The organism is Bradyrhizobium sp. MI1.4, from assembly GCF_055811315.1.
The window spans coordinates 203,887-227,643 of record NZ_JBVVPP010000003.1 but is presented as its reverse complement, the minus strand read 5'-3'; the positions used below and the strand labels follow the sequence as shown (position 1 = coordinate 227,643).

Here is a 23,757-nt window from a genome sequence, read left to right as displayed (position 1 = left end):
AGCAAAGCAATCCAGAATTCCTCCGCGGAACCAGTCTGGATTGCTTTGTCGCAAGAGCTCCTCGCAATGACGAAGGAGAGACTTTAGCCCCGCACCGGCAGCGTCACCACGTCATAGCCGTGCTTGATCGTGCGCTTCAGCACGGGGTCCTCCAGCTCGAAATCGAAGCGATCGGCGGGACGGATGCCGCCCTTCGCCGCAAACGTACCGCCGAACATGGCGCAGCCGTCGGGGAATTTCCCACCGTCGAAGCCACGCGCGATGAGGTCGACGACCGGCAGCATCGCGTCGAGCGTGCCCTCCTGGTAGAGCACGCGCTCGCCCTTGATCGTGGCCCAGGAGCGCAGGATCATCCTGTCCCAATGGCCGATGACGTCCTCGAGCTCCCACACGGTGGATGCGATCGGCTTGTCGCACATCTGCTTGGACACCGTGACGTTGTAGGCTTCGACCTTGCGGTCGGTGTGGTCGGAACCGCAGCCGACGAAAATGCGACCCTGCCAGCCGATCAGCACGAACTCGACCTCGCCGGAGGAATCGCCGCCGGTGCATTCGATGCTGTCCTCCTGCGTCAGCCGCCGCGCCGAGGCACGGTAGTAGATCGGCGTCGAGGCCGGCGGCGCGATACCCATCTCCTGCAGCTCGGCAATGTGCTTGTCGCGCGCGACCGGATCGCGGCCGGTCCAGCCGGCGATGACCATCTGGTCGATCGCCAGCGTCAGCGGCGTGGTGGTGTCCTGGGTGTCAACGGTGAAGGTCAGGTCAAACACGAATTACGGCCTCCATGCCGGCAGCAAGCTCGAAGATACAGCGGTCCGATCCGCCCGCGCCCGCCAGCATCAGGCCGACGGGAATTTCGCCCTCGCGATGCGCCGGCAGCGAGATGGCGCAACCGTCGATCATGTTGATCAGGGTGCAATTGCGGAGCGCCCGCAGGTTTTCCCTGGTGAACTCCTTGTCGTCGGCGAGATCGGCGATTTTCGGCGGCGTGTTGGCGGTGGTCGGCAGCACCAGCGCGTCATAGGGCGCGATCCGCGCATTGACGCGGGCGATCAGCGAGCGGCGCTCGTGGAGAAGATCGATGTAGTCCGCCGCGCTCTGCGCCTCGCCGCGCATGATGCGCACGGAGACTCGGGGATCGTAGACGTCACCCTTGGATGTGAGGAGGTAGCGGTGCCAGGCGTAGCTTTCGGAAGCCGCAAAGCCGCCCTTGGCGTTCATCGGTCCGATGTCGTGGAATTCGGCCATCTCCATGCGCTCGATGATCGCGCCGTGATCGGCAAGGCTCTTGAGCGCACGCTCGAATGTCCCGGCCACAGCCGCGTCGAGGTCATCGAGCGCGATCGTGGTCGGCACCGCCAGCCGCATGCCCTTGACAGGTCGCGGCTTCAGCGGGCCGATCAGCTCGTTGGCGAGCACGGCATCGAGAATGGCACAGCAACTGACCGATCGTGCCAGCGGCCCGATGCTGTCGAGCGAGAACGACAGCGGCACAGCCCCGTCGAGCGGCACGCGCCGCTGCGTCGGCTTGTAGCCGACGATGCCGTTATAGGCCGCCGGAATCCGGCAGGAGCCGCCGGTGTCGGTGCCGAGCGCGCCATGCGCCATGCCGTCGAGCACGGACACCGCGGCACCCGAGGACGAACCGCCGGGCACGTGGCCCTCGGCCCGGTTCCAGGCGCCCTTTGGCGTGCCGTAATGCGGATTGATGCCGATGCCGGAATAGGCGAACTCGGTCATGTTGGTGCGCCCGATCACGACGAAGCCGGCCTTGCGCAGCCGCGCTACCGTGGGGGCATCCTGCTCGGCCGGCGAGGAATCATCGAGCGCGCGGGAGCCGGCGCGCGTCACCTGGCCCTTGATGTCGAAGAGATCCTTGATCGAGACCGGGATACCGGCGTAGCGCGACGGCGCCGCCTTCACCTTGCGCAAACCGTCCATCGCATCCGCCGCCACAAGCGCGGCGTCCCTGTCCACATGGATGAAGGTACGCTGCCCCTCGCCGGCCGGATCGGCGATTTTGGCGATGCAAGCCTCGACCAGCTTGCGGGAGCTGGTGCGGCCGCTTTCGAGGTCTTCGGCGAGCTTCTTCAGTGTCGAAAAATCGGGCATGTCTGTCTCACGGAATATTTGCGCGCAATGTATAGCGCTGCCTCACTTCGACACAAGCATTGTGCGCATGATGGCATGCATGCGCATTGCTGGACCGTTGACGCGCCATGGTCGATTGTCGCATCAAGATCGCAACAGCTGGGCTTCGCTTGGCCTTGGGAGGACCTGCCGAGATGGCCGAACCGCATCGCGCGCGACCGAAACCGACGCCGGAGACCCAGCATTTCTGGGACGGCACCAAGGCGGGCGAGTTGCGCCTGCAGCGCTGCGACGCCTGTGCGCATGTCTATTTCCCGCCGCGCCCGTTCTGCCCGTCCTGCGCCTCGCGCAAGGTCAGCATCTTCAAGGCGAGCGGCAAGGGCTTTCTCTACAGCTACGTGATCAACCACCGTCCCGCCGCGCCCGGCTTCACGCCGCCTTACGCGATTGCGGTAGTCGAGCTCGAAGAGGGACCGCGGATGATGAGCAACATCATCGACTGCCCGCAGACACCGGAGGCGCTCGAACTCGACATGAAGCTCGAGGTGGCCTTCGAGGCGCTCGACGACAAGATCACCCTTCCCGTATTCCGTCCGGCGAAGGGGTAAGCCCATGCGCAGCAATCAGGTTGCCGTCGTCGGCGCGGCCGAGACCACCGAGCTCGGTGTCATCCCCAACGCCTCGCAGCTCCAGCTTCACGCGGATGCGGCGCTCAATGCCATTGCCGATGCCGGGCTGAAGCTGTCCGACATCGATGGTTTCGCCACCGCCGTCGAAACGCCGCAGCAGGTCTGCCACTATCTCGGCATCAAGCCGACCTGGGTGGACGGCACCTCGGTCGGCGGCTGCTCCTTCATGCTGCACGTCCGCCATGCCGCCGCAGCGATCGAGGCCGGCCTGTGCAAGACGGTGCTGATCACCCATGCCGAGAGCGGCAAGTCGATGATCGGCAAGGCGCCGCGCTCGATTCCTGCCGACAGCCTGCAAGGCCAGTTCGAGGCGCCGTTCGGTGTCTACGGCCCGCCCAGCATGTTCCCGATCCCCGTGCTTCGCTTCATGAAGACCTATGGCATCACGCACGAGCAGCTCGCCTCGGTCGCAGTGGTGCAGCGGGAGTGGGCGGCGAAGAATCCGCGCGCGATGATGAAGGATCCCATCACGGTCGCGGACGTCCTCAACTCGCGCATGATCGCCTATCCGTTCCGCCTGCTGCAATGCTGCCTCGTCACCGACGGCGGCGGTGCGCTGATCCTGACCTCGGCGGACCGTGCCAGGGATTTTCCGCGCAAGCCCGTCTACATCATGGGCACCGGCGAGAGCGTGGAGACGCCGATGGTCAGCCAGATGGAGACGTTCAACTCCTCGCGCGCGTTCAAGACCGCGGGGCCCCTCGCCTTCAAGGAGGCCGGCATCGCGCATAAGGACGTCGACCATCTCATGATCTACGACGCCTTTGCGCATCTGCCGCTGTTCGGCCTCGGCGACCTCGGCTTCATGCCGCACGAGGAGACCGGAAAGTTCATCGCCGACGGCAACACGCGGCCCGGCGGCAAGCTGCCGCTCAACACCAATGGCGGCGGCCTGAGCTACATGCATTCGGGCATGTACGGCATGTACGCGCTCCAGGAGAGCGTGCGGCAGATGCGCGGTATCGCGCCGGCGCAGGTCGCCAACGCGAAGATTTCGGTGTGTCACGGCGTCGGCGGCATGTTCGCCGCGTCGGGCACGATCGTGTTTACGAACGAGAGGTAATCCACATGACGAAATCACTGCAAGACAAGGTCATCATCGTCACCGGCGCAGGCCGCGGCATCGGGCGCGAAATCGCGCTGCTCTGCGCCGGCGAGGGCGCCAAGGTCGTCGTCAACGATCCCGGCGTCGCCGCGGACGGCGCTGGCACCAGCGCCGCGCCCGCCGAGGAAGTGGTCGAGGAGATCAAGAAGCGCGGCGGCACCGCCGTCGCCAATTTCGAGTCGGTGGCCGAAGCCATCCCCGCCAGCAAGATCGTGAAGACCGCGACCGATCATTTCGGCCGGCTCGACGGCGTGGTCAACAATGCCGGCATCCTGCGCGACATGATCTTCCACAAGATGAGCGTGGAAGCGTTCGAGGCCGTCATCAAGGTGCATTTGATGGGCTCGTTCTACGTCAGCCACGCCGCGGCGCGGATTTTTCGCGAGCAGGAGTCCGGCTCGTTCGTGCACTTCACCTCGACCTCCGGCCTGATCGGCAACTTTGGACAAGCCAATTACGCCGCCGCCAAGCTCGGCATCGTCGGCCTGTCGAAGTCTATTGCGCTCGACATGGGCCGCTTCAACGTTCGCTCCAACTGCGTCTCGCCGTTCGCCTGGACCCGCATGATCGGGACCATCCCGACCGAGACCGAAGCCGAGAAGGCGCGCGTCGAGAAGATCAAGCAGATGGGCCCGGAGAAGATCGCGCCGGTCTGCGCCTATCTGCTCTCCGATGCCGCCAAGGACGTGTCCGGGCAGATCTTCGGCGCGCGCATGAACGAGCTGTTCCTGTTCAGCCAGAACCGTCCGCTGCGCTCGGTGCACCGGAGCGAGGGCTGGACGCCGCAATCGATCGCGGAACACGGCATGCCGGCGCTGAAGGGATCATTCTACAAGCTCGACCGCTCCGCCGACATCTTCCCGTGGGATCCCGTGTAAGGATCCCGTCGAGCCGCACTTCCGGCATTCCTGCTCTGCGATCTCCGGCTGCCTTGTCCGGAGATCGCTCCGCTTTACGCCCGATTGCTGGCGGATCATTTCCTCCCAACACAACTTTGGGAGGAAACCATGACAAGAATGCTGACCGACTCCGACGACACGACTGCAGGCAGCGGCCTCGCCCGCCGCACGCTCCTCAAGGGCGCCGCGACCGTTGCCGCATCCGCCCTGCTCGCCTCACGCGCGGACGCCCGCGACTTCGGCGCCAATGCCGAGCCGCAGCGCTATCCCGATCCTGACATCATTGCCATCGATCCCAAGCGCTTCAAGGCGAAGGTCGGCAACACCGCAATCAAGCGGCTCTATACCGGCTGCCTGTGGGCGGAAGGGCCAGCGTGGAATGCGCAAGGGCAATATCTGGTCTGGAGTGACATCCCCGCCAACCGGCAGCTGCGCTACCTCGATGACGACGGCCACATCTCCGAGCAGTTCCACAAGCCGTCGAACGAGGCCAACGGCAACTCGTTCGACACCGAGGGGCGCCAGCTCAGTGCCGAGCGCACCCGGCTCGTCCGCTACGAGCACGACGGTTCGGTGACGACCCTGGCCGAGCAGGCCGGCGGCAAGCCGCTCAACGGCCCCAACGACATGGTGATGCATCCCAACGACAAGGCGATCTGGTTCACCGATCCCGGCTACGGCGCGATCAGTATCTACGAGGGCAAGCTTGCCAATACCGGCTCGCTGCAGCCCCATCAGAAGGAAGCGGTTTATCGCATTGATCCGCAGAGCGGCCAGGTCGCGAAGGTGGCCGACGAGCCGTTCAAGCCGAACGGCATCGCTTTTAGTCAGGACTACAAGAAGCTCTATGTCTGCGACACCGGCATCACGCATTATCCTGAAGCCAAGAACGTGGTGTGGTCGTACGACATCGATGGGGCGAAGCTTTCGAACCCGAAGAAGCTGATCGACATGACGCTCGACGGCAAATCAGGCTTCCCCGACGGCCTGCGCGTCGACACCGAAGGCAACATCTGGGTCGGCGCCGGCTGGGTCGGCCCCGGCTATGACGGCGTGCAGGTGTTCGCGCCAAACGACGGCGCGCGCATCGGGCAGATCCTGTTGCCCGAGACCTGCGCCAACGTCTGCTTCGGCGGCAAGAAGCGCAACCGCCTGTTCATGACCGCGAGCCAGTCGCTCTATGCGGTGTATGTGGAGACGCAGGGCGCGCATTTCTGTTGAGTGCAGCGAATGGTGAGTGGCGAATCGATTCCACTCGCCACTCACCATGTCTCTACCCCGTATTCCTCAATCCCGCCGAGATCCCGTTGATCGTCAGCTGGATCCCGCGCAGCACCTGCTCGTCCGGGTTCTGCGCGCGGTGCTCTTTCAAGAGTTCGACCTGCACGTGGTTGAGCGGGTCGAGATAGGGGAAGCGGTGGCGCACCGAGCGCTCCAGCAGCGGGTTGCCTTGCAGCAGACGGTCCTGGCCCATGATGTCCAGCAGCGTCTCGATGCAGGAATGCCATTCGCGGCGGATGCGGCCGAAGATTTTTTCGCGGAGCGCCTCGTCGGGCACGAGCTCGGCATAGCGCGAGGCGATCGCGATCGAACTCTTGGCCAGCACCATGTCCATGTTCGACAACAGCATGCGGAAGAACGGCCATTCCTTGTAGAGCTCTTTGAGGAACGGCATGCCCTTGTCGGGATGCTCCGCGATCCACTGCTCGACCGCGCTACCAAAGCCGTACCAGCCGGGCAGCATCAGGCGGCATTGCGCCCAGGAGAACACCCAGGGGATCGCCCGCAAATCCTCGATCGCGCGGGTCTTCTTGCGCGAGGCCGGGCGGCTGCCGATGTTGAGCGTCGCGATCTCGTTGATGACCGTCGAGGCCCAGAAATAATCGACGAAGCCGTCGGTCTCGTAGACGAGGCCCCGATAGGCCTTGAAGGCGAGGCTTGAAAGCTCGTCCATCGCGGTCAGATATTCGCGGCGCGGCGCGCTCTGGCGCGGATGCAACAGGCTCGCCTCCAGCGTTGCGGCTGCCAGGATCTCCAGATTGTTGCGGCCGACTTCGGCGTTGGAGTATTTCGACGAGATGATCTCGCCCTGCTCGGTGATGCGGATCTGGCCGTTCACCGCGCCGCCGGGCTGGGCGATGATGGCATCATAGCTCGGTCCGCCGCCGCGGCCGACCGAACCGCCGCGGCCATGGAACAGGCGTAGGCGCACGCCGTGGCGCTCGAACACGTCGACGAGGCCGATCTCGGCCTTGTAGAGCTCCCAGCCCGAGGTGACGAAGCCGCCATCCTTGTTCGAGTCGGAATAGCCCAGCATGACCTCCTGCACGCTGCCGCGGCTGTCGACCAGCCGGCGGTAATCATGCAGCGAGAGCATGCGGTCCATGATGGTGGAAGACGCCTGCAGATCCTCGATGGTTTCGAACAGCGGCACGATGTTGATCGCGCTGCGCCCGGAGGGATGGACGAGACCGACCTCCTTCAGGAGCACCGCGACCTCGAGCATGTCGGACATGCCCTTGCACATCGAGATGATGCATTGGGGAATGGCGTCCGAGCCGAACTTCGCATGCGCCTCGGCGGCGGCATGGAAGACGTTGAGCTCGCCCATGGTCTCGTCGCTGTATTTGACGAATGGCGACACCAGCGAGCGCGTCGAGCGCAGCTCGTTGGTGAGCAGGGAGATGCGCGCGTCCTCGCCGAGCGCGAGATAGGACATGCCGGGGTTGGCGGCGTCCATCAGCTCGGCGATGGTGCGCTCGTGCACTGCCGAGTTCTGGCGGATGTCGAGCCGGGCCAGATGGAAGCCGAAGCAGTCCACCGCACGGCGCAGCAGCCGCAGCCGGCCGCGGGCGATGACGCCGGCGTTGTTGGAGATCAGAGAGCGGTGCAGCACGTCGAGATCGGCCTTGAGCTCCCCGACGCTGTCATACGGCGCGCCCTTGCCGACCGGCCGGCGCGTGATCTCGACCTGAAGCATTTCGGCCGTTGCAGTCAGGCGCGCATAGATGCCAGAGACCGCAAGACGATACGGCTCGCCGCTCCGGTGCGGCGAGGTATCGGGCGAGCGCTCCGCCAGCGTGCGCAGCTCCTCGGAGACGTCGGCGAGATGGGCCGCGATCGACAATTCCGAGCCGAGCACGTGCAGCTCATTCAGATAGAACTGCATCACCCGGCTCGACTGCAGCCGCAGCGTGCCGCGCATCACGTCGGCGGTGACGAAGGGATTGCCGTCGCGGTCGCCGCCGATCCAGCTGCCCATGCGCAGGAACGAGGCGAGCTCGCCGGCCGCCTGCTCGCCGCCCTCCTCCAGCCGGTCCTCCAGCGCGTTGACCAGCCGCGGCACCTCGCGGAGAAACGTGTAATCATAGAACGACAGGCCGTTGGCGACCTCGTCGAGCACGGTGAGCTTGGTCCGGCGCAGCAGATTGGTCTGCCACAGCGTCAGCACCTCGCGGCGGAGCTGCTCGTCGCTGGCGGCGGCCTCCTCCGCCGTCAGCGCGACGCGCTCGCGACGATCGAGCAGGCTAGCTACCTCCATCTCGCGGTCCATCGTGCTCTTGCGGCGGACCTCGGTCGGATGCGCCGTCAAAACCGGGCTGACCAGCGCGCTCTTGAAGAAGTTGCGCAGGGCATCGGCACCGATGCCCGCAGCCCTCGCATGGGCGAGCGTCTCGGCCAGCACGCCGGAGCCGCCGCCCTTGTTGGCGCGCATCTGGCGGATGTTGTTCTGGTCCTCGGCGATGTTGGCGAGGTGGGAGAAATAGCTGAAGGCGCGGACGATCCGCACCGTCTCGGAGGTCGACATGCTGTCGAGGATCTGCTCGAGCTCGCGGCGGGCGAGCCGGTCCTCGTCGCGGTGGAATCGGATCGAGGTCTGCCGGATGCGCTCGACCAGATCGAACAATTCAGGCCCCTCCTGGTCGCGCACCGTGTCGCCGAGAATGCGCCCGAGCAGGCGGATGTCGTCCCGCATCCGCGCGTCCGCCTCCATCGCCTGGACGTCCTCGGGGCGGTTGGGGCGCTGATCGGCGGTGTCGGATGATATGGTCTGGAGGGACATTGGCTCGCTCCGCTGTTCGAGCTCGCTTGGCTGCCCGGCTCAGCCGAGTGTGCAAGTTTTTTGCCGCAGCGCAAGATGAAGTTGGGGGCGGCGCGGCAACATCACCTATCATGGGAGAAATGCGCCTTGCCGACGGACGCGCGCACACGTCCGCGGTCTCGCGGCGCCGGGCCCGAGTTTTGCTGTCGTTTCGCCCTCATCGATAAAAAAGGGCGCAGGGAAGGCCGGGCGCCGGCTGGCACCCAGGGTCCGCAAGCGAAAGACGCACGCGGGGGTAACCACAGGTGATGCCGGAACATCCCGGCCTTCCCTGCGCAATGGTTTACGGCTTATGGCGCGCTCTCGCCGGGCAGCGATGCACTATTGCCCCCGTCGCCTCGCAGATGATCGATGCGCCCACCCGGTCGGGCCGCACATCACCGCAAGCCTTGACGCACAGACCCCGGGCGTCAGGACCACACGCTTTTGCCGTCCGCGGACGTCCCTCCCCGGACATCCGGAAGCTCGCGCGTGCTCGCCACCGAAGCCGAAAAGAACCGCTGTGACCGCGCCGGGTCGTTCGCGCGGATCGCGATGGCTCACAGGCGTAGCCCGCCCTGCCATCTCGTCACGCGCCGGCGCTGCCGCGTCCATCGCATCCCGGCTCACGTATCGTGACGATCGCGAAACGCCCTTTTTAGCGGGCCGGAATAGTTGCGGTTTACCCGAAGAAGCGAATTCGGTCAATCAGAATATTGGAGAACCGATCGATTGACCTGCATGTGGCGGGTTTTGCCCGTCGGGCAACGCGAGGGATTGTGGGTCGGAAGCATTGAGCGGCCACCCGACTCCAATCTCGGGACAATAGTGACGCTTACCAGTGGCGATGGTGCCGCCAGCCATAGTGATGGCCTCGGCCTCTGCCCCAGCCGTAATGATGACCACGGCCGCCGCGATGACCCCACCCGTGGCCACCGCCATGTCCGTGGCCGCCCTTGACCTCGATGGTGTCAGTCTGAGACGCGCCCAGTGCGTCCGGCTTGGCAACGGGCATCGCCGAAGCAGAAGGTGTGGGTGTTAAAGCAATGGCCCCCGCCACAAAGCCCATCAAGCAAAGCCACTTCATGCAATCGCCTCCCGATAAGAATGAACCAAGGGCCAGCCGCGGCACGTTGCGGCCGCGTTCGCTCCCGCTCGTCAACAATGAAGTCGGGAAAAAGTTGCAATGAAATGTGACGCATTGCGGAGGGGCAGGATACTTATGCCACGTTGAAAGCAGTCGTGGTCCACTTCGAATCAGCGCGCAGGATCGGTTGAGCGCTTGCGAAACCCATCATGCTTCGTCATCAGCGGACGGTTTGATGGGTTTCGCTGGCGCTCTACCCATCCTACGAGTTTGCCTTAAGCCGGCACGATCACCTTGCCGATCGGCCAGAGCGCGATGCCGGCGAGCTTGAGGTGGGCCCAGGCGAAGGGAATGCCGATGATGGTGATCGCGAGGGCCACGGCGGTGAAGAGGTGGCCGAGCGCCAACCACCAGCCGGCGAGCACGAACCAGATGATGTTGCCGATCACCCCGAGCGGGCCGGTGCCGACATCCTCGACACCGGTGACCTCATAGCGGCTGACCGCCCGCGAGCCGAACGGCATCAGCGTGTAGACGGCGATATTGAACGCCGCCCGCGCCCAGGGCAGGCCGATGATGGTGACCGCCATGATGACCGCGGCGACCAGCCAGCCGAGCGCCATCCAGGCGCCGCCAATGAGAATCCAGAGCAGGTTTAGCAGGATGGAAACGGGAGCCATGGGATGATCCGAAGGTCAATGATCCCGTGAGTATAGCACGATGCGCGAGGTTGCGATCGATAAAGCCGCTCACGTATTCGCGTGCTCGTGTAGCCCGGATGAGCGAAGCGACATCCGGGTCTTACTGGTTGTTATCCCGGGTATCGCTTCGCTCACCCGGGCTACGCACCGCTAGATCTTCCGCCCCGCCTGCTCCCAATAGGGATCGCGCAGGCGCCGCTTGAAGATCTTGCCGGAGTCTTCGCGCGGCAGCCCGGTGCGGATCTCGATGTGCTTTGGGACCTTGTAGTCGGCAAGCGAGGCCTTCAGGCGGGTGCGGATTTCGGCGGCACCCAGCGTAACGCCGGCTTGCGGCTCGACCACCGCCATCAGCGCTTCGCCGAACTCGGCATCGGGGATGCCGAACACCGCGCAATCATGCACGCCGGGCACCGCGTGCAGCACGGACTCGATCTCGGCCGGATAGATGTTGACGCCGCCCGAGATCACCATGTCGCGCTTGCGGTCGCAGATGAAGACGTAGCCCTCTTCGTCGATATAGCCGACGTCGCCGGAGGTGATGAAGCCGTCGCGATCGATTTCGGCGCGCTTCTCCGGCTTGTTGTGGTAGGTGAAATCGGCCATCCCGGCCATGCGCGAGTAGATCTCGCCGATCTCGCCTACACCCAGCACGCGTCCGTCCTCACCGATGAAGCGCAGCTCGGCGCCGGGCGAAATCCTGCCGACGGTGCCGGGCTTCCTCAGCGCGTCCTCGGAGGTCGCGAAGGTGACGGCGCTGGATTCGGTCGAGCCGTAGAATTCATAGATCACCGGCCCCCACCATTCGATCATGGCGCGCTTGACGTCCGCCGGACAGGGTGCTGCGGCGTGAATGATGTGGCGGAGCGAGGAGACGTCGTATTGCTTGCGCACCTCCTCCGGCAGCTTCATCAGGCGGATGAACATGGTCGGCACCATGAAGATGGTGTCGATCTTGTAGCGCTCGATCAGCTCGAGCAATTCCTCGGGCTCGAAGCGGGGCATCAGCACCAGTGCGCCGCCGAGTTTTCCCGCGCGAATGCCGAACGAGTTCGGCGCGGAGTGATAGAGCGGGCCCGGCAGGATCGTGCGGGCGCCGGGCTTGAGCCCGTAGATCATCGCGCGCATGCGCTCGCCGGCAGCCGCCTGCTCCGGCGTCGGCGCGTTGCGCCGTACGCCCTTGGGGTGGCCTGTCGTGCCCGAGGTGTAGATCATGTTCATGGGCTGCGGCACGACCGGGCCGTCATAGGGCTGGTGCTCTGCGAGCCAGGATTCGAAATCGATCGCGAAGTCCGGCGTCTTCAGATGATCGGGATCGATCTTGTAGCTGGACAGGATCTCCGGGGGCGTCGGCACGCTGAGCACGGTGACGCCTTGGGGAATCGCATCGCGCAAGGCATGCAGCATGTCGGCATGGCCGATCAGCACGGAGGTGCCGGTGTCGTTCAGGATGTAGTTGATCTCCTCCGGCTTGAAGTGCCAGTTGATCGGCACGCCGTAGGCGCCCAGCCGCATGGCGGCATAGGCGGCTTCGATGAAGGCGATGTCGTTGCGCATCAGCATGCAGACGCAATCGCCCTGCCTGACGCCGATCTGGCTGAGACCGCTCGCGATGCGGTCGGCACGATCAGCGACCTCGGCATGGGAGCGGCTGCGCCCGCCGGAGACGATGCCGAGGAAATTTGAGGTTTCGCTCATTGTTGTTTTTCTTTGTTGTTGAAGTTGCCCCTCATGGTGAGGAGGCGCAAGGCGCCGTCTCGAACCATGAGAGCCCGTGGCCCATCCCTCGAGACGCCGCTTCGCGGCTCCTCGGGATGAGGTCTGCGCTAATCCGCAAACTTCGGCGCGCGCTTCTCGAGATTGGCACGCACCGCCTCGGTCTGGTTCGCGCTGCCGATCAACTTCTGCTGCTCGACGGACTCGGCGAGTAGCGCGGGGCCCGGATCGACCGAGAGATTGTTGAGCATGCGTTTCGCGGCGCGGATCGCATCGGGGCTTTTTCCCGCGATCTCGCGCGCGACGTCGAGCGCGGCAGCGCGCGGGTCGTCGCAGATGCGCGTGGCGAGACCGTAAGCCATCGCCTCCTGCGCGGAGAAGATGCGGCCGGTGTAGGTGAGATCGCGCAAGATGTCGTCGCGCACGAGCGAAGCCAGGATCGGCGTGCCCGCCATGTCGGGTACCAGACCCCATTTGATTTCCATCACCGACATTCGCGCATCGGGCGTGAGGAAGCGCATGTCGGCGCCGAGTGCGAGCTGGAAGCCGCCGCCGAAGGCGACGCCCTGGATCGCCGCGATCACGGGGACCGGAAGCTGGCGCCAGCCCCACACGGCCTGTTGCGCAAAATTCGCCTGGCCGTGCGTGCGTTTGGTGAGGTCGCGATTTTCGCCACCCGGAATTCCATTGCCCCCCTTTTCCTTCATGGCGGCAAAACGCCCCATGTCGAGACCGGCACAGAAGGCGCGGCCCTCGCCGGACATCACCACGACGCGCACGCCTTTTTCCTTCGAAAGCCGATCCGTTGCGGCCACAAGGGCCTCGAACATGGCCTGATCCAGCGCATTCATCTTGTCCGCGCGCACCAGGCGCACGTCGGCGACGCCTTCCGAGATCGAGATCGAGACGCGCTCTTCCATGGATGAATTCTCCCCTGGTTCCCGGCTGTTCTTGTTCGGTGCCGCTTTACAGGAAGCCGGCGGCCGGATTTAGTCAATCGATCAATTAACCGACAATCGCGACGGGGGAAACAGCCATGTTCAAGGAAAATCTTCTGGCGGGGCGGCGCATCCTCGTGACCGGCGGCGGCACCGGGCTCGGCAAGTCGATGGCGGCGCGCTTTCTCCAGCTCGGCGCGGAAGTCCACATCTGCGGCCGGCGCAAGATCGTCTGCGACGAGACCGCGACCGAGCTGATGGCCGAGCATGGCGGCCGCGTCACCAGCCACGGCGTCGACATCCGCAACGCGCTCGCGGTCGAGGAGATGATCGAGACCATCTTTCGCGACGGCCCCCTCACCGACCTCATCAACAACGCCGCCGGCAATTTCATCTCGCGCAGCGAGGAGCTGTCGCCGCGCGGCTTTGACGCCGTCGCCAACATCGTCATGCACGGCACGTTCTACGTGACGCAGGCGGTCGGCAAGCGCTGGATCGCGTTGAAGCAGCCCGGCAACGTCGTCTCGATCACCACGACCTGGGTACGCAACGGATCGCCTTACGTGGTGCCGTCGGCGATGAGCAAGTCGGCGATCCATGCCATGACGATGTCGCTCGCCACCGAATGGGGCCGCTACGGCATCCGGCTGAACACGATCGCGCCGGGTGAGATCCCGACCGAGGGCATGAGCAAGCGCATCAAGCCCGGTGACGAAGCCGGCGCGCGCACCAAGGCGATGAACCCGATGGGCCGCGTCGGCACCATGGAGGAATTGCAGAACGTCGCCGTGTTCCTGATCTCCGGCGGTTGCGACTGGATCAGCGGCGAGACCATCGCCATGGACGGCGCGCAGGCGCTCGCGATGGGCGGCAATTTCTACCAGCTCCGCGACTGGAGCGACGACGACTGGAAAACCGCACGCGAGAGCATCATGGCGCAGAATGAAAAGGACCGTGCGAAGCGGGGCTGAGGCTCTCTCCGTAGTCGTCCTGGCGAAAGCCAGGACCCATTATCACCGAATGTTCTTTGGCGAAGATTGGCCATGGCCAGTCTTCGCCGAATTGCGTTTTGTGGCTATGGGTCCTGGCTTTCGCCAAGACGACGACGCTGAAGCCATGGCGTACCCTCTCCCATCTTGTCTTCGCCCGCGGATGACGCCACACTCCGCGGCATAAGAACAAGACGTCACGGGAGAGACATGTCCACCACACAGCCATTGGCTGACCTCGCCGACATGGTGCGCGAGCGCGCCAAGAGCCGCGGCAATGCCATCGCCTTCGAGTTCGAAGGTCGTGTCACCAGCTTCGCCGAGTTCGACATCAAGACGAATCGCGTCGCCAATGCGCTGATCGCGATGGGTGTGAACAAGGGCGAGCGCATCGCCTATCTCGGCAAGAACAGCGACAACTATTTCGAGCTGCTGATGGGTGCCATGAAGGCCGGCGTGGTGATGGCGCCGGTGAACTGGCGGCTCGCGGGCCCCGAGGTCGCCTTCATCGTGAGCGACTGCAAAGCGCCGGTGCTGTTCGTGGGACCTGAGTTCATCACCCAGGTCCGCCAGATCAAGGACCAGTTGCCGGGCGTGCGCAGCGTCATCACCACCGAAGGCGGCGCGCCGGAATGGCAGGATTTTACAGCTTGGCGCGATGCACAGAGTGGCGACGATCCCAAGGTGCCGATCGACACTAAGGACATCGCGATCCAGCTCTATACCTCGGGTACGACAGGCAAGCCGAAGGGCGCGATGCTGTCGCATGCGAACTTCCTCAACCTGGTGCAAACAGGCAATGCCGAGGACAAGCCGGAGTGGAACCGATGGTCGACCGACGACGTGTCGCTGGTCGCGATGCCGATCTTCCATATCGGCGGCTCCGGCTGGGGCGTGATGGGGCTCTACCACGGCGCCCGCGGCGTGATCGCGCGCGAGTTCGATCCGACCAAGGTGCTGGATTTCTTCGAGCAGTCCGGCATCACAAAGCTGTTCATGGTGCCGGCGGCGATGCAGTTCGTGGTGCGGCAGCCGCGCGCGAAGACAATCGATTTCTCCCGGTTGAAATACATGCTGTACGGCGCCTCGCCGATACCGGCGGCGCTGCTGAAAGAATGCATCGAGATCTTCAAATGCGGGTTCGTGCAAATGTACGGCATGACCGAGACCACCGGCACCATCGTCGCGCTGCCGCCGGAGGATCATATCGAGGGCTTGGAGCGGATGCGCTCGGCCGGCAAGGCGCTGCCGGGCGTCGAGATCGCGATCCTAGACGTTGACGGCAAGCCGCTGCCGCCGCGCGAGGTCGGCGAGATCGCGACGCGCTCGGGCTCCAACATGGCCGGCTACTGGAACCTGCCGGAAGCGACCGCCGCGACGCTGCGCGGCGACGGCTGGCTGCGCACGGGTGATGCCGGCTACATGGACGAAGACGGTTATCTCTACATCCACGACCGCATCAAGGACATGATCATCTCCGGGGGCGAAAACATCTACCCGGCCGAGGTCGAGAGCGCGCTGTGCGATCATCCCGACGTCGCGGAAGCTGCCGTGATCGGCATACCCGACGACAAATGGGGCGAGGCGGTGAAGGCCGTTGTGGTGATGAAGCCCGGCAAGCAGGCGACCGCCACCGACATCATCAACTTCACGCGCGAGCGCATCGCCGGCTTCAAGACGCCGAAGAGCGTGGAGTTTTTGCCGGCGCTGCCGCGCAATCCCTCAGGCAAGATTTTGCGACGGCAGTTGCGGGAGCCGTATTGGGCGGGAAAGGATAGAAGGGTGAATTAGCACCACTCCAGCCACATCGTCGTCCCGGCGAAGGCCGGGACCCATAGCCACAGGATTGGGTTTTGCGAAAACTCGGAGTTGCCGTCTCGCGCAACGACTTCTCCGTGGGGTAATGGGTCCCGGCCTTCGCCCGGACGACTCCGGGGAGAGACTGCGCGCAACAATCCCTCAATGCTTCCCCGGCCCCATATAGCCGAACAAAAATCCCGCTACCTTGCGGATCTGGATCTCCTCGCTGCCCTCGGTGATGCGATAGCGGCGGTGATGGCGGTAAATGTGCTCGAACGGCTTGTGGCGTGAATAGCCCATGCCGCCGTGAACCTGCATGGCGCGGTCGGCAGACTCGCAACACAGGCGGTTTGCCCAGTAGTTGCACATCGAGACGCGGTCGGAGAGCGTGCGCTCGATCTGCTCCTCGGTGAGCTTGTCCATTTCCCAGGCGGTCTTGCGGATCAACAGGCGCAGCATCTCGGCCTGCGTCGCAAGCTCGACCAGCGGGAATTGGATCGCCTGGTTCTCGGCCAGCGCCTTGCCGAACGGTTTTCGCTCGCGCGCATACTTCACGCTCTCGTTGATGCAGTAGACCGCTGCCCCCAACGAACTCGCTGCCTGCCGGATGCGGTTTTGATGGACAAAACATTGCGCCAGCGACAGGCCGCGACCGTCCTCGCCGAACAGCGCATCCTCCGGCACGAACACGTCCGTAAAGCTGACGCGGGGATGATCGGTCGGCATGTTGAAGGTCCACATATACTCTTCGATCTTCACGCCATGGCTCGTGGCCGGCACCAGGAAGCAGGTGATGCCGCGGGCATCGCCGTCATTGCCTGACGTGCGCGCGAACAGCGCGCAATGCGTGGCGACGTGCATGCCGGTCGTCCACATCTTCTCGCCGTTGATGATCCAGCCCTTGACGTTGTCACGGGTCGCGGGCACCGCGCGCGCTTCCATATGGGTGGCGTCGGAGCCGTGATTTGGCTCGGTCAGGCCGAAGGTGATGCGGTACTTGCCCTTGATCGAGCCGTCGATCATCGCCTTCTGGTCGTCGCGTCCGTAGCGATCGAGCATGGTGGCGACGGGGAAGTTGCCGACGATGGAATGCTCGTTCTGGAGGTCGTTGTGCAGGCCGAGCCCCTTGGCGGCAAAGTGCTCGCGGATGACCGCCATCCAGAGGTTGGAGCCATTCTTGCCGCCATATTGCTTCGGCACCGCAAAACGCAAATGACCGGCGGCGTCTGCGAGATCCTTGGCCTTGCGCAGCAGCGCCTCCCATTCGTGGCGCGGCAGGCCGCCATTCTCGAAATCGGTGCGCGCCCATTCGCGGCGGTGATCGAAGAAGCGGATGTTATCGTCGACCGCCTCCAGCGGCTTGATCTCGCGTTCGATGAAAAGGTCGAGCTCTGTGAGATAGGCGACGAGATCGGCAGGCAGCGAGAAATCCACGGCTCTCTCCCGGATGATTTTTTCGTTTTGCGTTAAGGCGCTGGGCGCAGCTTTGCTTCGCACGATTAAGGTGAGAAGAGCGCCGCCAAGTCAAGCAATGGGAGACGTGTGAGATGCGCAAGGCGCATTGCGCAATTCGATGGTGCTCCAGCGCGGAGGCGCGGTAGTATTCCGGCAATATTCCTTCACGAGAAACTGCGGGAGCGCACGATGGAGCTGAAATTTTCCAAGGTGGAACGCAAGGGGCCGATCACGATCGTCACGCTGTCGCGGCCCGAGGTCTACAACGCGCTGCACACCGACGCGCATTTCGAGCTCAACAAGGTGTTTGACGATTTCTCCGCCGATCCCGAGCAGTGGATCGCGATCGTCACCGGTAGCGGCGACAAGGCGTTCTGCGCCGGCAACGATCTGAAATGGCAGGCCGCCGGCGGCAAGCGGGGCTGGGACAAGGGCGGCTTCGCCGGCCTCACCGCGCGCTTCGACTGCGACAAGCCGATCATCGCCGCGGTCAATGGCGTGGCGATGGGCGGCGGTTTCGAGATTGCGCTGGCCTGCGACCTGATCATCGCCTCGGAGAACGCGACCTTCGCCTTGCCCGAGCCGCGCGTCGGGCTGGCCGCACTCGCCGGAGGCCTGCACCGGCTGCCGCGCCAGATCGGGCTGAAGCGCGCCATGGGCATGATCCTCACCGCGCGTCATGTCAGCGCCAAGGAGGGTCTCGAACTCGGATTCGTCAACGAGGTGGTGCCGCAGGGCGAAGCGCTCACGGCCGCGCTGCGCTGGGCCGAGATGATCACCAAGAATTCGCCGATGTCGATCCGCGCGTCAAAGCAGGCGATCCAGAAGGGCCTCGGCGTGTCGCTGGAGCAGGCGATCGAGGAGCAGCGGGAATATCCGGCCGTGAAGGCGATGGTTGCGTCCCAGGACTACATCGAGGGTCCGAAGGCGTTTGCGGAGAAGCGGCCGCCGAAATGGGTGGGGAAGTGAAGGGTCGCTCGGCTCATCACCGCCGTCATGCCCCGGCTGGACCGGGGCATCCAGTACGCCGCGGCTTCTCGGCTCAATCAATGCCGCCTCTGGAATACTGGATTGCCCGCCTTCGCGGGCGATGACAGCAGAGAGTGTAGTACCGCCTACCCGCTTCGCGAGAGTTCGCGTTTGTACGACGCGTAATTCGGCTGGTCCACCGCAAGCTTGTCCATGGTCGTTTGCCACAGATGCTCGGCAAGGCCGGGCGTCGCTAGATCGACCTCGCCCTTGGCGATGCGCTCGGCCAGCGTGCGGTTGAGATCGGTCACCGAGCCGTCCATGCCGAGCAGAGCACGCAGCCGCTCCACCTCCGCGGCGTCGCTCCCCTCCTCCCGCGTCAACTGCCTTGTCACGAGATCGAGGATGTTGATGGCCACGCGCAGCTTGAAGGCCTGGTGGCCGGAGATCAGCGGCGCGATGTCGTTGCGGAGGAAATCGGCGACCGACTTCGTCAGCTCGATCGGGGTCGGCTCGTCCTGCATGGTCAACTCCCCCGCGGCGCCAGCAGCCGCAACAGATCGATCTCGGTCTCGGAAGCGCGACGGCCGATCATGGCGCGTTCCATCGAATGGTCCGGACTTTCGCGAAAGCGCTGCATCATGCCGCCGCACATGATGCCCCAGCGCAGCGTGCCCATCACTTCCCAGAATTTGACACGCGATGGATCGACCTTCCGCCCAGCCGCCTCATAGCCGGCGAACAGCTCCTCACGCGAGCCAAAGCCGCCGACCGGCTTGTCGATCTCGCCAAAGCGCCAGGAGTTGACGCAAACCCAGCCGAGATCCTCCATGGGATCGCCGAGATGGGCGAGCTCCCAGTCCAGCACCGCGCGCACGCCGTCGGCGCCAATGATGAGATTGCCGTTGCGGAAATCGCCATGCACCAGCGTCGTCTCGGCCGAAGGGCCCGGATCGTGGTCGCGGAGCCAGCGCAGCGCCAGCTCGAAGACGGGTTTGGGCCAGTCCAGGCTGCGATAATCGCGTTCGAACTCAGAGATCTCCTCCGTCGCGGACCGGCTGCGCAGCTCGGGCAATTTGTCCCGCGGTAGCCCGTGCAGCTTCGCGAGCACGCCGCCGATCTGCCGTGCGAGACGCGGCCGCGCCGCCGCAAACTCGTCGTCGCGCAGAATCTTGCGCGCGATGGTTTCGCCCTCGACCCGCTGCATGATGAAGCCGGTGCCGAGATCGTCGTCCGGCGGGAGCACATGCATCACGCGCGGCGACGGCACGCCGGCCTCATAGGCAAGCTGCATCAGCTGCGCTTCCGCGCCGAGACCTGCCGCGCGCGTCGGCGCCGCGCCATACCCCTTCGGCGAGCGGCGCAGGATCGCACCGATCGGCCCGTCGGGATGCACGATGTCGAAGCGCCAGGTCTCCTGGCTGGCGCCGCCGGACAGCTTGGCCGCGCCGGTCACGCCGGCGGCCCCCTCGCACCAGCGCGCAACGCTGCGGGAAAGCTCAGCCTCGATCATTTGCCCTTGAACTGCGCCGGACGCTTCTCCAGGAAGGCGCCAACACCTTCGCGGAAATCATCCGTGTCGCCGGCACGGAGCTGGCACTGAAATTCGAGATTGAGCTGATCCTCGAAGGAATTCTCGGGGCTGTCCCAGTACAGCTTGCGGATCAGCGACAGCGCGACCGTCGGGCCGCTGGCGAGGTCGCGCGCAAGCTTCATCGCCTCCTCCATCAGCACGCCGTCATCATAGACGCGGTTGACGAGGCCCCATTCCAGCGCCTTCTCGGCCGGGAGCCGCTCGCCCATCAACGACAATTCGATCGAGCGTGCCTTGCCGATCAGCCGCGGCAAGAGCCAGGTCGAGCCGCAATCCGGCACCAGACCGATGCGGCGGAACGCTTGCAGGAAATAGGACGAGCGCGCGCACAGGATCATGTCGCCGAGCAGCGCGAAGCTCATGCCGGCGCCGGCCGCCGGGCCGTTGACCGCGGTCACGATCGGGCAATGCAGATTGCGAATGCGGCGCAGGAAGGGATGGAAGCCGGTCTCGAGCGTCAGGCCGGCCTTGGTCTTCTTCGACTGGTTGTTGCGGCCCTGGAGATTCGCCCCGGTGCAGAACGCCCGCCCTGCGCCCGTCAGCACCACGCAGCGCACCTCGTCCTTCTTCTCCTCGATCGTGTCGAGCGCTTCTGAGAGACCGCCCAGCATGTCCACGGAGACCGCGTTCATCACCTCCTGATGGTCGAGCTTGAGGATCGCGACCGAACCATCGAGATCGAGCGTGACGTGTTTGAACTGCATGGTTTCCTCGTGAGTTGCGGCCTGTGCCAGTTTCGCAGACCGGAATTGATTTGCCGGGGCGCATATTTGATTTTTGGCGCGGTCTTGTCCATGGTGATCGGAGCCTAGCAAGCAATCTTGCGCGCAGCGGCTGATGCGCACGAAGCAAAAACAGGAAACGCGCCATGAACCTTTTCGACCTTTCGGGACGCGTCGCCGTGATCACCGGCGGCAATGGCGGCATCGGGCTGGGCATCGCGCAGGCGCTCGCCGGCCAGGGCTGCAACGTCTCGATCTGGGGCCGGAATGCTGACAAGAACAAGGCCGCTGCCGCGAGCCTGGCCGGGCTATCAGGCAAGGTCGACACGCGGGTCTGCGACGTCACCGACCCGGCCTCGGTCAATGCCGCGATGAAGGCCACGCTCGACACATTCGGCCGGGTCGACGGCTGCTTCGCCAATGCCGGCATCGGCGGCGGCGGCCGGCGCTCCTTTATCGAACGCACCGAGGAAGAATGGCGCACGATGTTTGCGACCAATCTCGACGGCGTGTTCCACGCGTTCCAGGCTGCCGCAAAACACATGACCGCGCGCGCCGAGGCCGGCGATCGCTTCGGCCGGCTGGTGGCGACTTCGAGCCTCGCCTCGATCTTCGGCACCGCGCGCAACGAGCACTATGCCGCGACCAAGGCCGCGATCAACGCGCTGGTGCGTGCGCTCGGCGTCGAGCTGGCGCGTCACGGCGTCACCGCGAACGCGATCCTGCCGGGCTGGATCAAGAGCGACATGACCTCGGGCCTGATGGCCAACGAGAAATTCGTCGCCAACGTGATGCCGCGAATTCCGGTGCGGCGCTTCGGCGAGGCCAGCGACTTCGGCGGCATCGCGGTGTATCTGATGAGCAAGGCCTCGTCGTACCACACGGCGGATACGTTCGTGATCGACGGCGGTTATACGGCGTTTTGATTTTCATAATGAGGGGAACGGGCACATGTTTTCACACGTCATGATCGGCACCAACGACCTCGACAAGGCCAAGGCCTTCTACGACAATTTGCTGTCCACGCTCGAGGTGCGGCCGGCGCGGGTCGACGGCCATCGCATCTTCTACATTACCAAGACCGGCGTGTTCTCGGTCACAAAGCCGATCAACGGCGAAGCGGCGACGCCTGCGAATGGCGGCACCATCGGCTTTGCCGCCAACTCGCCGGAACAGGTCAATGCATGGCATACGGCCGGCATCGCCGCCGGCGGCGTTCCTTGCGAAGATCCTCCTGGTATCCGTCAAGGCCCGGGCGTCAACCTCTATATTGCCTATTTGCGTGACCTCGACGGCAACAAGATCTGCGCGATGCACCGGATGGCAAGCTAGGCCGGCCGCAACCACCGCTGTCATGCCCCGGCTTGACGGGGGCATCCAGTACGCCGCAGCTTCTCGATAGATCACATACGCCTCGGAGTACTGGATCGCCCGATCAAGTCGGGCGATGACAGCGAGAATGCCGCCCATTCAAACAACATTTCAAACGTCCGCGATATTCCATCGCATGGCATGGCTCGCGTTGAAAAAAAGCGCGCTCGCACTTTGGCGACGCTGCGACTATTCTCCGGCGCAACGCGATCTCAGCGACCCCGGGAGGAACAATGACAAAACACACCTATATTCCCCGCACCACCAACTACACCCTCAATCCCGGCGACGAGCTCAACGACCTCAGGATGTCGGACCAGGTCCGGCCGCTCTACGATCACGTCAGGAAGTTCATCCGCGACACCGTCGAGCCGATGTCGACCGAATTCGCCAAGGCCGGCGAAGGCAAAGAGGATCGCTGGAGCTTCACGCCGAAGCAGCTCGAGGTGCTGGAGAAGGCCAAGAACAAGGCCAAGCAGGAAGGCCTCTGGAACTTCTTCCTGCCCGACGACGAGACCGGCCAGGGCCTGAAGAATCTCGACTACGCCTATATCGCATCCGAGCTCGGCAAGAGCCCACTGGCATCGGAGAGCATGAACTGCTCGGCGCCTGATACCGGCAACATGGAGGTGCTGGAGCGCGTCGGCACCAAGGAGCAGAAGGAGAAGTGGCTGAAGCCGCTGATGAACGGCGAGATCCGCTCCGCCTATGTCATGACCGAGCCGAACGTCGCCTCCTCCGATGCCAAGAACATCTCGACGAGCGCAAAGCTCGTCGGCGACGAATGGGTCATCAACGGCGAGAAGTATTACATCTCCGGCGTCGGCGATCCCCGCTGCAAGATCCTCATCGTGATGGTGAAGACCAACCCGGATGCGGCGCCGAGCAAGCAGCAGTCGCAGATTCTGGTGCCGCGCGACACGCCCGGCGTCGAGGTGCTCGGTCCCATGTACGTGTTCGGCCAGGACCACGCGCCGCGCGGCCACATGCACATGCGCTTCAACAACGTGCGCGTGCCCAAGGAGAACATTCTGCTCGGCGAAGGCCGCGGCTTCGAGATCTCGCAGCTTCGGCTAGGCCCGGGCCGCATCCATCACTGCATGCGCACTATCGGCAAGGCCGAGAAGGCGCTCGATTTGATGGTGCAGCGTGGCCTCACCCGCGAAGCCTTCGGCAAGAAGATCGCCCATCTCGGCGGCAACATGCAGATCATCGCGCAGGCGCGCTGCGAGATCGAGGCGATGCGGCTGATGGTGCTGAAGGCCGCCAAGGCCATGGACGTGCTCGGCAACAAGGAGGCTCGCGTCTGGGTCTCCATGGTCAAGGCCATGGTGCCGGAACGCGCCTGCAAGATCATCGACCAGTCGATCCAGATGCACGGCGCCACCGGCATCTCGCACTGGACCCCGCTCGCGGAGATGTATCAGGACGTGCGCCATCTCCGCTTCGCGGATGGTCCGGACGAGGTGCACTGGATGGTGGTGGGACGCCACGAGCTGAGCATGGCGTGATCAACTGCCTCTCTTCCCCTCTCCCCGCACGCGGGGAGAGGC

General features: G+C 64.4%; 20 protein-coding genes. 10 read left to right on the top strand and 10 right to left on the bottom strand.

Annotated features, from left to right (window positions below; genetic code table 11):
- Positions 1–83: 83 nt before the first annotated feature.
- Positions 84–770, bottom strand: a complete 687-nt coding sequence (locus AC0L23_RS05300; protein ID WP_085362327.1) for a DUF2848 domain-containing protein — start codon at positions 768–770, stop codon at positions 84–86.
- Entirely contained in the window at positions 763–2,112 is a 1,350-nt protein-coding gene (locus AC0L23_RS05295) for an amidase (RefSeq protein WP_085362326.1), read from the bottom strand. Before AC0L23_RS05295 ends, AC0L23_RS05300 begins: the two co-directional genes overlap by 8 nt.
- A 173-nt stretch (positions 2,113–2,285) precedes the next feature.
- On the opposite strand from AC0L23_RS05295, the gene AC0L23_RS05290 reads away from it, so the two are divergent.
- The 4 genes from AC0L23_RS05290 to AC0L23_RS05275 all read left to right on the top strand — a co-directional run bounded on the left by AC0L23_RS05290 (position 2,286) and on the right by AC0L23_RS05275 (position 6,005).
- Positions 2,286–2,699 (top strand): Zn-ribbon domain-containing OB-fold protein, encoded by a 414-nt coding sequence (locus AC0L23_RS05290; RefSeq protein ID WP_026233272.1) that lies wholly within the window; start codon positions 2,286–2,288, stop codon positions 2,697–2,699.
- A 4-nt stretch (positions 2,700–2,703) separates the two neighbouring features.
- Positions 2,704–3,843, top strand: coding sequence for a thiolase C-terminal domain-containing protein (locus AC0L23_RS05285; protein WP_085362325.1), 1,140 nt, complete (start codon positions 2,704–2,706; stop codon positions 3,841–3,843).
- A 5-nt stretch (positions 3,844–3,848) separates the two neighbouring features.
- On the top strand, positions 3,849–4,763 hold the full coding sequence (locus tag AC0L23_RS05280) for an SDR family oxidoreductase (RefSeq protein ID WP_007593675.1): 915 nt from the start codon (positions 3,849–3,851) through the stop codon (positions 4,761–4,763).
- A 129-nt stretch (positions 4,764–4,892) separates the two neighbouring features.
- Entirely contained in the window at positions 4,893–6,005 is a 1,113-nt protein-coding gene (locus tag AC0L23_RS05275) for an SMP-30/gluconolactonase/LRE family protein (protein WP_085362324.1), read from the top strand.
- A gap of 52 nt (positions 6,006–6,057) precedes the next feature.
- Here the strand turns inward: AC0L23_RS05275 and ppc are convergent, their stop codons facing one another.
- From ppc to AC0L23_RS05255, 4 genes are all read right to left on the bottom strand, one after another.
- Positions 6,058–8,847 carry a phosphoenolpyruvate carboxylase gene (gene ppc / locus AC0L23_RS05270; RefSeq protein WP_085362323.1) on the bottom strand — a complete coding sequence of 930 codons (2,790 nt, stop codon included), beginning with the start codon at positions 8,845–8,847 and terminating at the stop codon, positions 6,058–6,060.
- Positions 8,848–10,227: 1,380 nt separating this feature from the next.
- Complete coding sequence (locus AC0L23_RS05265; protein ID WP_018456965.1) at positions 10,228–10,632, bottom strand: YccF domain-containing protein; 405 nt, start codon at positions 10,630–10,632, stop codon at positions 10,228–10,230.
- A gap of 171 nt (positions 10,633–10,803) precedes the next feature.
- Positions 10,804–12,348 carry an acyl-CoA synthetase gene (locus AC0L23_RS05260; RefSeq protein WP_085362321.1) on the bottom strand — a complete coding sequence of 515 codons (1,545 nt, stop codon included), beginning with the start codon at positions 12,346–12,348 and terminating at the stop codon, positions 10,804–10,806.
- Between the two features lie 128 nt (positions 12,349–12,476).
- On the bottom strand, positions 12,477–13,286 hold the full coding sequence (locus tag AC0L23_RS05255; protein WP_085362320.1) for a crotonase/enoyl-CoA hydratase family protein: 810 nt from the start codon (positions 13,284–13,286) through the stop codon (positions 12,477–12,479).
- A gap of 116 nt (positions 13,287–13,402) precedes the next feature.
- Between AC0L23_RS05255 and AC0L23_RS05250 the strand changes: the two genes are divergently transcribed.
- Complete coding sequence (locus tag AC0L23_RS05250; RefSeq protein WP_018456968.1) at positions 13,403–14,275, top strand: SDR family oxidoreductase; 873 nt, start codon at positions 13,403–13,405, stop codon at positions 14,273–14,275.
- A gap of 228 nt (positions 14,276–14,503) precedes the next feature.
- Complete coding sequence (locus AC0L23_RS05245; protein WP_026233274.1) at positions 14,504–16,084, top strand: fatty acid--CoA ligase; 1,581 nt, start codon at positions 14,504–14,506, stop codon at positions 16,082–16,084.
- Between the two features lie 168 nt (positions 16,085–16,252).
- On the opposite strand, the gene AC0L23_RS05240 is transcribed toward AC0L23_RS05245, so the two are convergent.
- The gene (locus tag AC0L23_RS05240) at positions 16,253–17,527 is read right to left on the bottom strand and encodes an acyl-CoA dehydrogenase family protein (RefSeq protein WP_018456970.1); all 1,275 of its coding nucleotides are present in this window, start codon (positions 17,525–17,527) and stop codon (positions 16,253–16,255) included.
- Between the two features lie 210 nt (positions 17,528–17,737).
- Between AC0L23_RS05240 and AC0L23_RS05235 the strand changes: the two genes are divergently transcribed.
- Positions 17,738–18,517, top strand: a complete 780-nt coding sequence (locus AC0L23_RS05235; RefSeq protein ID WP_085352188.1) for an enoyl-CoA hydratase-related protein — start codon at positions 17,738–17,740, stop codon at positions 18,515–18,517.
- A 146-nt stretch (positions 18,518–18,663) separates the two neighbouring features.
- On the opposite strand, the gene AC0L23_RS05230 is transcribed toward AC0L23_RS05235, so the two are convergent.
- Genes AC0L23_RS05230 through AC0L23_RS05220 form a run of 3 tightly spaced genes read right to left on the bottom strand, consistent with a single transcriptional unit; the run spans position 18,664 to position 20,815 of the window.
- Entirely contained in the window at positions 18,664–19,041 is a 378-nt protein-coding gene (locus tag AC0L23_RS05230) for a DUF6285 domain-containing protein (RefSeq protein WP_085352187.1), read from the bottom strand.
- A 2-nt stretch (positions 19,042–19,043) separates the two neighbouring features.
- Positions 19,044–20,030, bottom strand: a complete 987-nt coding sequence (locus tag AC0L23_RS05225; protein ID WP_085352186.1) for a phosphotransferase family protein — start codon at positions 20,028–20,030, stop codon at positions 19,044–19,046.
- Positions 20,027–20,815 carry an enoyl-CoA hydratase/isomerase gene (locus tag AC0L23_RS05220; RefSeq protein ID WP_085352185.1) on the bottom strand — a complete coding sequence of 263 codons (789 nt, stop codon included), beginning with the start codon at positions 20,813–20,815 and terminating at the stop codon, positions 20,027–20,029. Before AC0L23_RS05220 ends, AC0L23_RS05225 begins: the two co-directional genes overlap by 4 nt.
- A gap of 164 nt (positions 20,816–20,979) precedes the next feature.
- Between AC0L23_RS05220 and AC0L23_RS05215 the strand changes: the two genes are divergently transcribed.
- The 3 genes from AC0L23_RS05215 (at position 20,980) to AC0L23_RS05205 (ending at position 23,715) form a co-directional block, all read left to right on the top strand.
- Positions 20,980–21,759: an SDR family NAD(P)-dependent oxidoreductase gene (locus AC0L23_RS05215; protein ID WP_085352184.1), complete on the top strand. Its 780-nt coding sequence runs from the start codon at positions 20,980–20,982 to the stop codon at positions 21,757–21,759.
- 25 nt (positions 21,760–21,784) lie between these two features.
- A complete protein-coding gene (locus tag AC0L23_RS05210; protein ID WP_007593712.1) occupies positions 21,785–22,165 on the top strand; it encodes a VOC family protein in 381 nt (126 codons plus the stop codon).
- A gap of 272 nt (positions 22,166–22,437) precedes the next feature.
- Complete coding sequence (locus tag AC0L23_RS05205; protein WP_018456976.1) at positions 22,438–23,715, top strand: acyl-CoA dehydrogenase family protein; 1,278 nt, start codon at positions 22,438–22,440, stop codon at positions 23,713–23,715.
- Positions 23,716–23,757: the final 42 nt, after the last annotated feature.

Excerpts from the sequence above, each read along its gene's own strand:
- AC0L23_RS05230 (WP_085352187.1), bottom strand. The coding sequence starts at position 19,041 with ATGCAGGACGAGCCGACCCCGATCGAGCTGACGAAGTCGGTCGCCGAT.
- AC0L23_RS05280 (WP_007593675.1), top strand. The coding sequence starts at position 3,849 with ATGACGAAATCACTGCAAGACAAGGTCATCATCGTCACCGGCGCAGGC.
- AC0L23_RS05205 (WP_018456976.1), top strand. The coding sequence starts at position 22,438 with ATGACAAAACACACCTATATTCCCCGCACCACCAACTACACCCTCAAT.
- ppc (WP_085362323.1), bottom strand. The coding sequence starts at position 8,847 with ATGTCCCTCCAGACCATATCATCCGACACCGCCGATCAGCGCCCCAAC.
- AC0L23_RS05220 (WP_085352185.1), bottom strand. The coding sequence starts at position 20,815 with ATGCAGTTCAAACACGTCACGCTCGATCTCGATGGTTCGGTCGCGATC.
- AC0L23_RS05265 (WP_018456965.1), bottom strand. The coding sequence starts at position 10,632 with ATGGCTCCCGTTTCCATCCTGCTAAACCTGCTCTGGATTCTCATTGGC.
- AC0L23_RS05250 (WP_018456968.1), top strand. The coding sequence starts at position 13,403 with ATGTTCAAGGAAAATCTTCTGGCGGGGCGGCGCATCCTCGTGACCGGC.
- AC0L23_RS05245 (WP_026233274.1), top strand. The coding sequence starts at position 14,504 with ATGTCCACCACACAGCCATTGGCTGACCTCGCCGACATGGTGCGCGAG.
- AC0L23_RS05235 (WP_085352188.1), top strand. The coding sequence starts at position 17,738 with ATGGAGCTGAAATTTTCCAAGGTGGAACGCAAGGGGCCGATCACGATC.
- AC0L23_RS05215 (WP_085352184.1), top strand. The coding sequence starts at position 20,980 with ATGAACCTTTTCGACCTTTCGGGACGCGTCGCCGTGATCACCGGCGGC.
- AC0L23_RS05275 (WP_085362324.1), top strand. The coding sequence starts at position 4,893 with ATGACAAGAATGCTGACCGACTCCGACGACACGACTGCAGGCAGCGGC.
- AC0L23_RS05210 (WP_007593712.1), top strand. The coding sequence starts at position 21,785 with ATGTTTTCACACGTCATGATCGGCACCAACGACCTCGACAAGGCCAAG.
- AC0L23_RS05295 (WP_085362326.1), bottom strand. The coding sequence starts at position 2,112 with ATGCCCGATTTTTCGACACTGAAGAAGCTCGCCGAAGACCTCGAAAGC.
- AC0L23_RS05285 (WP_085362325.1), top strand. The coding sequence starts at position 2,704 with ATGCGCAGCAATCAGGTTGCCGTCGTCGGCGCGGCCGAGACCACCGAG.
- AC0L23_RS05290 (WP_026233272.1), top strand. The coding sequence starts at position 2,286 with ATGGCCGAACCGCATCGCGCGCGACCGAAACCGACGCCGGAGACCCAG.
- AC0L23_RS05260 (WP_085362321.1), bottom strand. The coding sequence starts at position 12,348 with ATGAGCGAAACCTCAAATTTCCTCGGCATCGTCTCCGGCGGGCGCAGC.
- AC0L23_RS05255 (WP_085362320.1), bottom strand. The coding sequence starts at position 13,286 with ATGGAAGAGCGCGTCTCGATCTCGATCTCGGAAGGCGTCGCCGACGTG.
- AC0L23_RS05225 (WP_085352186.1), bottom strand. The coding sequence starts at position 20,030 with ATGATCGAGGCTGAGCTTTCCCGCAGCGTTGCGCGCTGGTGCGAGGGG.